This is a genomic window from Pseudomonas sp. I8001, assembly GCF_013385345.1.
In the GTDB taxonomy this organism is placed as follows: Bacteria; Pseudomonadota; Gammaproteobacteria; order Pseudomonadales; family Pseudomonadaceae; genus Aquipseudomonas.
In genome coordinates this window covers 1-10,673 of sequence record NZ_JACAQC010000059.1, presented here as the reverse complement: position 1 = coordinate 10,673, position 10,673 = coordinate 1, and the positions used below count along the sequence as shown (strand labels likewise).

Genomic DNA, 10,673 nt, shown 5'->3' with positions numbered 1-10,673 from the left:
AATCCTATGAAAACACCTGAGCAGTGCAGCGGGCTGGAAGACGTCCGCCTGGGTATCGACACGTTGGACGAACAGATCATCCGCGCTCTCGGCCAGCGGTTGGCCTATGTGAAAGCTGCGGCGCAGTTCAAGCCTGACGAAGCCAGCATCGCCGCCCCCGAGCGGGTGGCCGCCATGCTGCCCCATCGCCGCCGCTGGGCCGAGCGCGAAGGGTTGGACCCGATGTTCGTGGTCCCGCTGTTTGCGCAGATCATCCAATGGAATATCGACCAGCAAGTGCGCCACTGGCGCCAGCAGCATCAAGGAGCGGAGCATGAGTGAACGTCTGCCGGGATTGCTTCAGGCGCTGACCGAGGGCGAACGCCTGGCGCGCGAGAAGGGCGGCGCAGTGCTGGTGGTCTTCAGCCTGGCCTCGGAGCGCCTGGACCCGCTGCGGTTGTTTGCCGCCAACCGCCAGGTACTCGGGCAAAGCCTGTTCTGGTCAAGTGACCGGGGCGCACTGGCCATGGCCGGCTTTGGTTGTACCGAGGAAATCAGCCCCGGGGCCGATGACCGCTTCAACGCCAGTGCCCTGGCGTGGCAGGCGTTGCTCAGCCAGGCCCATCAGGTGGGGCCGCGCCAGCCGTTGCTGTGTGGCGGCTTTGCGTTTGACCCGAAGGGCCCACGCTCGCTCAAATGGCAGTCATTCGCCGCCACCTCCCTGGTGCTGCCGCGCATCCTGCTGCTGCGGGAAGCCGAGCAACATCATGTGATCTTCAGCCAGTGGCTGGAGCCCGGGGCGGACGCGGTGCGTTGCGCCCAGAGCCTGGAAACCCAGTGGACGTTGCTTCTGTCCCGCTACGCCAGTGCGCCACGCCAGGAGATTCCCCTCGGCACACCGAGCGACGAAAACACCATCAGCGCGCAGCAATGGCAAGACACCGTGGCGACGGCCGTGCAGCGCATCAACGCCGGCGACCTGCGCAAGGTGGTGCTGGCCCGCGAAGTGCGGTTGACCACCTCACGGACGATCCCCTGTGGCCCGCTGCTGGAAAACCTCAAGGCGGCCTATCCCCAGGCGTACCTGTTTGCGTTCAGCCGTGGTGACAGCTGCTTTCTCGGCGCAACGCCGGAGCGGCTGGTGCGGGTGACTCGTGGCACGCTGAACACGGTGGCGTTGGCCGGTACTTGCCCGCGTGGTCGTCACGAGCAGCACGATGCCGAACTTGGCCAGGCCTTGATGGACAGCCCCAAGGACCGCCACGAACACACCCTGGTGGTTCAAACCCTGCGCGAAGCATTGCAGCCCTATTGCGCGATGCTCGACATTGCCAGCCAGCCGCAGTTGCACCGGCTGGCCAACGTGCAGCACCTGTTGACGCCGGTGATGGGCCGCTTGCATCCCCAGGTGCAATTGCTGCAACTGGTGCAGGCCCTGCACCCGACGCCGGCGGTGGGTGGCTTGCCGCGACGTGAGGCGATGGCCTATATCCGAGAGCACGAGCAGCTCGACCGTGGCTGGTACGCAGCGCCAGTGGGCTGGATGAATGCGCAGGGTGATGGTGAATTTGCCGTGGCGTTGCGCTCGGCGTTGATCAGAGGCTGTGAGGCGCACCTGTTCGCCGGCTGCGGCATTGTCGCCGAGTCGGATCCCGGGAGTGAGTACGAGGAAACGTGCTTGAAGCTGCGGACTATCCGCGATGCCTTGCGGCCTTCGGACGGAGTGCAGGTGGCGTCAGCCTGAGGAAGGCTCTCGCCCGGCAGGCCGGGCGAGAGCATGCAGCGTCTGGATCAGTTCAAGCCAAGCTTGCCACGCAGTGTGGACAGGTCTTCCGCCAGGGTATTGACCGGGCCAACCAGGGCTTTGCGGTCGGCTTCCTTGACCTTGTCGTAGGTCTCGAAACCGCCATCCTTGGTTTTGTACTTGGCCAGGATCTTGTCCACGGTGGCGAAGTTCTTGTCGACTTTGGCAACGAAGGCCTTGTCTTGCTTCTCGATCTGCGGACGGAACAGGTCGACGATTTTCTTCGCGCCGTCGATGTTGCCCTGGAAGTCATACAGGTCGGTGTGGCTGTAGCGGTCTTCTTCACCGGAGATCTTGGTCGCGGCGACTTCTTCCAGCAGAGCAGCAGCACCACCCACGACTTTTTCCGGCGGGAAGGTCAGGCCGTCCACGCGGGTTTTCAGGTCCAGTACGTCGCTGTTGAGCTTGTCCGCCAGGGCGTCGAGGCCTTTGGTGGTGTTCTCGGAGAACAGGCTGTACTCGATGCGGTGGAAGCCGGTGAAGTCTTCGGCTTTCACGCCTTTCTCGTGGTCGTCCACGCGGGAGTCGATGGAGGCGTCGAGGTCGCTGAACAGTTCGGCGATCGGCTCGATCGACTCATAGTGCACGCGGGTTGGCGCGTACAGCTTCTTGGCGGTCGCCAGGTCGCCTTTTTTCACGGCGTCGGTGAACGCCTGGGTCTGGGTGACCAGCTCGCCGATTTCTTCGGTGACATAGATCTTGTAGTCCGACACCGGCCCTACCAGGTCCAGCGGCGCGGTGGCGGCGAAGGCGGCCAGCGGCGAAAGGCTCATTAACAACGACAATGCGAGAGACGACTTCTTCATGGGACGATTTCCGCTCTGGGGTTTGTTTTAGGTTTTGGCAGTGGTTTGTGGATGTGTCGCATCAAGCAGCGTGCGCCCGATGAAATCCTGGGCCCCGGTGACGCCTGGCAAGGTGAAGAAGTAACCGCCGCCAACCGGCTTCAGGTATTCCTCCAGAGGCTCGCCGTTGAGCCGGGTTTGCACGCTGATAAAGCCTTTCTCCAGGTCAGCCTGGTAGCAGATGAACAACAGCCCCATGTCCAGCTGACCGTTTTTGTTGACGCCGTTGGAGTAGTTGAACGGCCGGCGCAGGATCAGGTTGGCCTGGGTCTGTGCAGTACGCGGGTTGGCCAGGCGGATGTGGGCATCGAGCTTGGTCAACTTGCCTTCCGGGTCCTTGCTGTAGTCCGGGACCTGGGTTTCTTTCTGGCCATCCATGGGCGCGCCACTGGTCTTGATCCGGCCAATGATGCTTTCTTGCTCTTGCAGCGGGGTGCGGTCCCAGCGTTCGACGAAGTTGCGGATGATCCGCACCGCCTGGTAGCTGCCGTTGGCGGCCCAGGCCGGTTCGTCGCTGCCTGGCTGGACCCACACAATCTGATCCATCGCCTTGTTGTCGTTGGAGTTCGGGTTGGCCGAACCGTCGCGAAAACCGAGGAAGTTGCGCGCGCTTTGCGCCGGCTCGCCGGGGCGGGCAGGGGCCTGGGGCGGCACGCTGCCTTCCTGCTTCCAGCGCACCAGCAGCAGGTCCGGCAGGTTTTTCACGATATCGCGCAGGGCGTGGATATTGGTGTCCGGGGTGTTGGAGCTGAACTGCAGGCTCAGGTCGCCGTGGCACTGCGCCGGTTCCAGTGCATCGTTGGGGAAACCGACCATGCGGATCAGGCGCTTGGGCTTGGCCGCGGCCAGGCCGAAGCGTTCGTCGAACAGCGACTCGCCCACCGATACGGTGATGGTCAGGTTGTCCGGTGTCACCACCGGGCCGAGGATGCCGGAGTCGGTGGGGGGCAGTTTCGGGTCGACTTGCACCACGGTGCCGCCGGTCATCAGGAATGCGATGCGCTCGTTCAGGGTGCGGAACAGCCGCTCCAGGTCCTCGCGGTCGCTGGCCAACACGTCGAATGACACCAACATGCCGCAGGCCGGGCGCGGAGTGACGATGCCGGTCTGGTGCTTGCCATGGAAATCGTGGTGGTCCTGGGTCTTTTCACTGCTTGGCGCGGTGGTCACCTGTGCCGCCGCGTTGGCAGCCATTGCCGGGCAGCTCAGGCTGCTGCCGGCAATGGCCGCGCCAGTGGCGGCCATACCCAGCAATACACGACGACGCTGGGCGGAAAATTGTTCTGAATCACTCATGTCTACGGTCGTCTTCACTTCAGGCCGGAAAGGCCAAGGGCGGGGTCGATTCCATCGAGTGCAACGGCCAGAGCCTTGGCCTTGTCGGCGATCTGCTTGCGCTGATCGGCGGTAACGCTGTCATACGAGGCGTAGCGGCCATCGACTTTCAAACCGTTGAGTTCGGCATCGAGGGCGTTGATCGCGCTGTCGATCCCCGGCAGCAATTGCGCGGCAGATTTGGTCAGCAGCGGGCGCATCAGGTCGACCACTTTGCGGGCGGCGTCCAGGTTGGCGGCGAAGCCGTTGAGGTCGGTATGGCTGTAGCGTTCTTCCTCACCGCTGGCGGCACGTACGTCGGCCAGGCTGTTGAGGTTGCGCACCACGATGCTCACCAGTTGCTCCGGCGGCAGCGACTGGGCCAGCAGCTGTTGCTTGAGGCTGGTGACGTCGGTGACCAGGCGCTGGGCAATCGGCGCCAGGCCGTCGAGATTGCGTTGCTGGAACAGGCCGTATTCGAGACGGTGGAAGCCGCTGAAGGCCGGGTCCTGCTCGCGCTTTTCAAAGTAGTCGGCGCGGGCGTTGATCGCGTTGTCCAGTTCCGCCAGGCGTTGCGAGGCCGGGGCCAGGCGCTGGTAAGCCTCGCGGGCCGGTACGTAAAGCGCCTGGGCCTGGGCGAGGTCGCCGGCTTCGATGGCTTGGTCCAGCGCGGTAACGGCCTTGACCAGGGCGCTACCCTGGCTGCTCAGGTACACGCGGAACTCCGACAGCGGGCCGATAAACGCGACCATCGACGGCTTGGCCTTGGCTTGGGCGTCAGACTCGGCAGTCGGTGTCACCTTCAAGGTGCCACGCGGGTTGCTCAGCAGGCCGCAGGTGATCTGGTAGTCGCCGGGCAGCAGGTTGGCGTTGATCACTTGGCTCAGGCCGGGGGCGATGTTTTCGCGCTCTTCGACCACCAGCACGCCGTCGAGGATTTCCCATTCCACGGCACGGTCCGAGCGGTTGATGATGCGGAAGCTGGCGCGTCCGGCCGGTACCGTCAGCGCATTCGGCTCGCAGCTGTGGGCGTGGATGGTGACGGCGATTTCATTGTGGTTGGCCTGGCGCTTGGAGGCGGCCAGTTGCGAGGCGTAGTAGAACAGGCCACCGGCGGCGATCATCACGACCACCGAGCCGCCCACCGCCCAGCGCAAGGCGCGGGAGGGCGGAGCCGGTTGAGGGGTTTGGTTGGACAAGAGGCGGTCCTTACTGGCTGGAAACGGAAGAGGTTGTGCGGGTAGCCGGCTTGCTCGGCGGCGCCGGCAGGAAGAACATCACCAGGGCCACCACCAGGTAAATCAGGTAGGCACCGAGGGTGCTGATGGTCGGGGCGTCCTGATAGCCGAACATGCCGGCCAGCACCGAGCCCAGCGGGCCATCCATCGGCAGCGTCGCGCTGAAATCGAACAGTACGGTTTGCAGGTGGTTCCATACCCCGGCTTCGTGCAGGGCTTGTACCGAGTTGGCGAGGATGCCGGCGGCCACCACCAGGATGAACAGGCCGGTCCAGCGGAAGAACGCACCGAGGTTCAGGCGCATGCTGCCGGTGTAGATCAGGAAGCCGACGATGATCGCCAGGATCAGGCCGAGCAGGGCGCCAATCGGCGCGCCCGGACCTTCGCTTTGCTGGAACACGGCCAGCAGGAAGAACACGGTTTCCAGGCCTTCACGGGCCACGGCGAAAAACACCATGGCAATCAGTGCGGTGACCTGGTGTTTGGAGCCGGCCAGGGCATGATCGAGGGATTCATGCAGGGAATGCTTGATGGAGCGCGCGACCTTGCGCATCCAGAACACCATGGAGCTGAGAATGCCCACGGCCACCAGGCCGACGATGCCTTCGAACAGTTCCTGTTGTTTCTGCGGGAATTCGGCACTCACCAGTTCCAGGCCACCGCCGACCAGCAGCGCGAGGGCCGCTGCCAGAAATACGCCGATCCACACTGCGGGCATGTACTGGCCACGGCCAGTTTGCTTGAGATAGCTGGCAATAATGCCAACGATCAAGGCGGCTTCTATGCCTTCGCGCAGCATGATTAAAAAGGGAACAAGCATTCGGCACCGAATCGTCACTAGATAGGATGCTAAGTTGTAACATAATGATACTCATTACTAAACAGGGAATATTGACCTTTACTGAACCTTGACTGAACGGTGGTGGCAAACCGCATCCGACACTAGAATGCGCGGCATCGTCCCAGCCACCGGATTGCGCCATTCCCCATGTCGGAAAAAGACACGATTTCCATCCAACTGGTCCGCGAAGCCCTGTTGCAGAGCTGTGCGCCGGGTGCGGCGAGCGATGAAGTGTTGACCAAGGTCGGGATTGATCCAGCACTGCTGGGCCAGCCAACCGCACGCGTCCCGGCAACCGCTTACGCACGCTTATGGCGCTTGCTGACACGGCGAATGGACGATGAATTCTTTGGCATGGACCCGCGCAAGCTCAAATCCGGCAGCCTGGAGTTCCTCTGCCGGGCCTCCATGGCACAACCGAGCCTGGCCACTGCGCTGGAAACCGGCCTGGGGTTCTTGTCACTGATGCTCGAGCGCCTGCCGGCGCAACTGGTGCGCCAGCAGAGCCTGGCGGAAATCGTACTGTTGGAGCCGGAGCCCGCACCCAGGCGCGCCTTCACCTATTTCGCCTACTGGATGATCGTCCACGGCGTCGCCTGCTGGCTGGCGGGGCGCCGGATCCCGATCCTGGCGATTGAACTGCGTTGCCCGCAGCCGGACTTCTGCGACGACTACCAAGTGATGTTTTCCGACAACTTGCGCTTTGACCGACCGCGTACCCGGATGATCTTTTCCGCCGACTGCCTCGACCTGCCGATCAAGCGCAGCCCGGAGGAGCTCAAGCGCTTCCTGGCCCATGCGCCCGCCAACATCCTGGTCAAATACCGCGACCCGGACAGCCTTGCCACCCGCATCAAGACCGACCTGCGGCACATGCCCGCCGACACCTGGCCGGAAACCGAAGGCCTGGCCGCATCCCTGTGCATCTCGGCCTCGACCCTGCGCCGCCGCCTGGCGGAAGAAGGGCAGACCTACCAGGGCCTCAAGGACAGCGTGCGCAAGGAGTTGGCGATCGTCTGGCTGGCCGATTCCGACATCAGCTTTGCCGAGATCGCCACCCGCCTGGGGTTTGCCGATGCCAGCTCGTTCTACAAGGCGTTTCGCAAGTGGTCGGGCTCCAACCCCGGGCACTATCGCAGCCTGATATTGAACGAAGCACTGAGCCAGTAGGTCACTGCCAGGCACCCCCGGCACGTTTGCCTGCTTATCCACGCCTTTAATGATCTGGGTCACTTTCCTGCGCCGCCGTGCGTGTGATATTCGGCGCCACCGCTCCATCGTTCGTTTCCTGACGCAGCCTGATCGGCATTTGTCGCGATCAACGTCTACGCCATTTCCCTCATTCAAGAGCAGGATTTCATGGCACTTCACAGAACCGTAGAGACCCAGGACCAAGCCATCGAAGACGTCTATTCGAGTGGCTCCGCCCAGCACAAACTGCCCAAGTACCGCCTCCCGGACCACTCGACCACGCCGTCGGCCGCCTACAACCTGGTGCGCGACGAACTGCTGCTGGACGGCAATTCCCGGCAGAACCTGGCGACTTTCTGCACCACCTGGGTCGAGCCCGAAGTGCAGCAGTTGATGGCCGATGCCCTCGACAAAAACATGATCGACAAGGATGAGTACCCGCAGACGGCCGAGATCGAAAACCGTTGCGTGCACATCATTGCCGACCTGTGGCACGCGCCGAAGTCGTGGCAAACCGTGGGTTGCTCCACCACCGGTTCCAGCGAAGCGGCGATGCTTGGCGGCCTGGCACTGAAGTGGAGCTGGAAGAAACGCCGGGAAGCGGCGGGGCTGCCCACCGACAAACCGAATTTCGTGTGCGGCCCGGTGCAGATCTGCTGGAAAAAATTCGCCCGTTATTTCGATGTGGAAATTCGCGAAGTGCCGTTGCGCGGTGACGCATTGGGCCTGCGCCCGGCCGACCTGCGGGAATATTGCGACGAAAACACCATCGGTGTCGTCGCGACCCTGGGCGTGACCTTCACCGGGATCTACGAACCGGTCGCAGCCCTGGCGGCCGAGCTGGACTCGATGCAACGTGACCTCGGCCTGGATATCCCGATCCATGTCGACGCCGCGAGCGGTGGGTTTATCGCCCCGTTCATCCAGCAAGAGCTGCAATGGGATTTTGTGATCGAGCGCGTCAAATCCATCAACGCTTCCGGCCACAAGTACGGCCTGGCGCCGCTGGGCGTCGGCTGGGTTATCTGGCGCTCCACCGAAGACCTGCCGGAAGAGTTGATCTTCTACGTCGACTACCTGGGCGGCAACATGGCGACCTTTGCCCTGAACTTCAGCCGACCCGGCGGTGAAATCATTGCCCAGTACTACAACTTCCTGCGGCTGGGGCGCGACGGCTACACGCGGATTCAACAAGCGTGCTCCGACACGGCGCAATGGCTGGCCTCGGAAATCACCAAGTTCGCCCCGCTGGAACTGGTGTACGACGGCAAGGATGGGCTGCCGGCGGTCTGCTACAAGCTCAAGGACGGCGTCGACCACGGTTTCAGCCTCTACGACCTGTCGGAGCGCGTGCGCATGCGCGGCTGGCAGATCGCGTCATACCCGTTGCCGTCCGATCGGCAGAACGTCGTGGTACAGCGCATCCTGGTGCGGCATGGCGTGAGCCGTGACCTGGTGGCGTTGCTGCTGGAAGACCTGCGCAAGGCCGTTGCCCACCTGCAGAAAAACCCGGTGGCGCATTCCGATGCGGGCCCCAGCTTCAGCCATGGCGCCATCGCCGACCCGGTCATCCCGGCCGACACCCCGAACCTCGACTGAACGCACTGAACACTCACCGGGCCTCGAGGCCCGGTGCCTTTAGCGTTGCATCGCCAGGTACGAATCATCGTGACTGCCTTCTTTACTTTCCTGCATGACAACCCCTACATCCTGCTGTTCCTGGTGGTTGGCCTGTCCGTCTGGGTCGGGCGCGGCACCATCAAGGGTTATGGCCTGGGCGCGGTGGCCGGGGCCATCGTGATCGGCTGCGCGATTGCGACGTGGGCGTCTTACTACGGCGTGCATTTCGAACTCGATAACTTTACCAAGAGCCTGTTTTACTACCTGTTCATGTACGGCGTCGGGCTGCGGGTCGGGCCTTCGTTCATCAACAGTCTCAAGGGTGATGGCCTGAAATTCACCTTCCTGGCGATCCTGTCCTCGTTCCTCGGGCTGGGTATCGTGGTGCTCGGCGTGCGGCTGTTATCCCTGCCGGTGGGCGCGGCGGGCGGGATTCTTGCCGGTTCGCAAACCATGTCGGCGGCGATTGGCTCCGCCGAACAGGCGATTACCTCGGGCGTGGTGCCGCTGCCACCGGGCACCACGGCGGCGGCGGCCACCGCGATGATCGCCCTGTCTTACGGCATCACCTATATCTGGGGCACGGTTGGCATCATCCTGATCTGCAAGTATCTGCCGCGCTGGTGGGGTGTGGATGCGCGCAAGGCGGCCAAGGCATTCGAGGTGGAGCACGGTGTGCCGAACGTCGACGATGCCGGGCTCAGTGGGTATCGGCCGTTTGACCTGCGGGCCTATCGCCTGGTGAACCCGGAGCTGGTGGGGCAGAGCATCGCGCAGTTTCGCCAGCGCTTTGCGTTGTACCAGATCGAGAACGTCGAGCGTGGTGAAGAGTTGCTGGGGGCTGATCCGACGCTGGTGTTGCAGCTGGGCGATGTGATCGCCCTGGGTGGCAGCCTGGATGCGCTGACCGATCACATGGGCCTGATCGGGCCGGAAGTACCGGATGCCCGGGCGTTGAATATACCGCTGGATGAGGCGGTGATTCTGGTGACCCACGAGGATGCCGTGGGCAGGGCGCTCAAGGAATTCAGCCAGTCGCCGATTGCCGGGCAGGTGCAGTTGGTGGGGATTGAGCGGGGTGGTGCGCCGATTCCGGTGGGGCTGGAAACGCGGTTGCAGCGCCTGGATGTGATGCACTTGATTGGCTTGCGCAGTGCCATCGACAAGGCCACGGCGTTGCTGGGCAAGGCGGGGCGGGCGAGTACGGCGACGGATTTGCTGACGCTGTCGCTGGGTATGGTGCTGGGGTTGTTGATCGGGCTGATTCAGGTGCCGGCGTTCGGTGCGGCGGTGGGGCTGGGCAATGCGGGCGGGTTGCTGGTGTCGGGGATTATCGTCTCGTCGCTGGTGTCGCGGGTGCGGTTTTTTGGGAATACGCCGAATGCGGCGCGCAACATTCTCGAGGACATGGGGTTGATATTCTTTGTCGCGATTGTGGGGGTGAATGCGGGGGCTAATCTGGTTTCGCAGATTAGCGCGATCATTGCGTTGAAGATCTTTTTGCTTGGGTTCGTGGCTTGTACGATTCCACCGTTTATTGTTTGGGCTGTGGGTTTTCATGTGTTCAAGATCAACCCGGCGATTCTCATGGGCGGTGTTGCGGGGGCGCGGAGTCACTCGGGGCCGGCGCGGGAGGCGGCCAAGGAAATTGATAGTACGGTGCCGTGGATTGGGTTTCCGGTGGCGTATGCGGTGTCGGGGATTTTGCTCACGGTGTTTGGGTATTTTGCCATGGTGCTGGCGCGGTAGCTGTATTGGGTACATATCCGTTGCTGCGGTAACGGCCACTTATGGTTCCGCTCTTACAGCGGGTCACTTTTGGCAAACGCCCCAAAAGTAAC

9 protein-coding genes are annotated in these 10,673 nt (G+C 62.8%); 5 read left to right on the top strand and 4 right to left on the bottom strand.

The annotated features are described in order from the left end of the window. Positions 1–6: 6 nt before the first annotated feature. Positions 7–321 (top strand): isochorismate lyase, encoded by a 315-nt coding sequence (locus HX839_RS28875; RefSeq protein WP_003218417.1) that lies wholly within the window; start codon positions 7–9, stop codon positions 319–321. Continuing rightward, a complete protein-coding gene (locus tag HX839_RS28870) occupies positions 314–1,723 on the top strand; it encodes an isochorismate synthase (protein ID WP_003218416.1) in 1,410 nt (469 codons plus the stop codon). The genes HX839_RS28875 and HX839_RS28870 overlap by 8 nt, the downstream gene beginning before the upstream one ends. 47 nt (positions 1,724–1,770) lie before the next feature. Here HX839_RS28870 and efeO (HX839_RS28865) read toward each other — a convergent pair whose 3' ends face one another. The 4 genes from efeO (HX839_RS28865) to efeU are packed head-to-tail and all read right to left on the bottom strand — an operon-like array spanning position 1,771 to position 6,000. Further along, entirely contained in the window at positions 1,771–2,589 is an 819-nt protein-coding gene (efeO, locus tag HX839_RS28865) for an iron uptake system protein EfeO (RefSeq protein WP_003218415.1), read from the bottom strand. Positions 2,590–2,616: 27 nt separating this feature from the next. Continuing rightward, positions 2,617–3,924 carry an iron uptake transporter deferrochelatase/peroxidase subunit gene (gene efeB / locus HX839_RS28860; RefSeq protein WP_003218414.1) on the bottom strand — a complete coding sequence of 436 codons (1,308 nt, stop codon included), beginning with the start codon at positions 3,922–3,924 and terminating at the stop codon, positions 2,617–2,619. Between the two features lie 14 nt (positions 3,925–3,938). Then, complete coding sequence (gene efeO / locus HX839_RS28855) at positions 3,939–5,141, bottom strand: iron uptake system protein EfeO (RefSeq protein WP_102604984.1); 1,203 nt, start codon at positions 5,139–5,141, stop codon at positions 3,939–3,941. Positions 5,142–5,151: 10 nt separating this feature from the next. Further along, positions 5,152–6,000 (bottom strand): iron uptake transporter permease EfeU, encoded by an 849-nt coding sequence (gene efeU, locus HX839_RS28850; protein WP_003218412.1) that lies wholly within the window; start codon positions 5,998–6,000, stop codon positions 5,152–5,154. A gap of 168 nt (positions 6,001–6,168) precedes the next feature. On the opposite strand from efeU, the gene HX839_RS28845 reads away from it, so the two are divergent. The 3 genes from HX839_RS28845 (at position 6,169) to HX839_RS31770 (ending at position 10,581) form a co-directional block, all read left to right on the top strand. Beyond that, a complete protein-coding gene (locus tag HX839_RS28845; RefSeq protein WP_177068068.1) occupies positions 6,169–7,191 on the top strand; it encodes an AraC family transcriptional regulator in 1,023 nt (340 codons plus the stop codon). 189 nt (positions 7,192–7,380) lie between these two features. Beyond that, positions 7,381–8,811: a glutamate decarboxylase gene (locus tag HX839_RS28840; protein WP_087692662.1), complete on the top strand. Its 1,431-nt coding sequence runs from the start codon at positions 7,381–7,383 to the stop codon at positions 8,809–8,811. A 69-nt stretch (positions 8,812–8,880) separates the two neighbouring features. Continuing rightward, entirely contained in the window at positions 8,881–10,581 is a 1,701-nt protein-coding gene (locus HX839_RS31770) for a transporter (RefSeq protein ID WP_177068067.1), read from the top strand. Positions 10,582–10,673 lie beyond the last annotated feature (92 nt).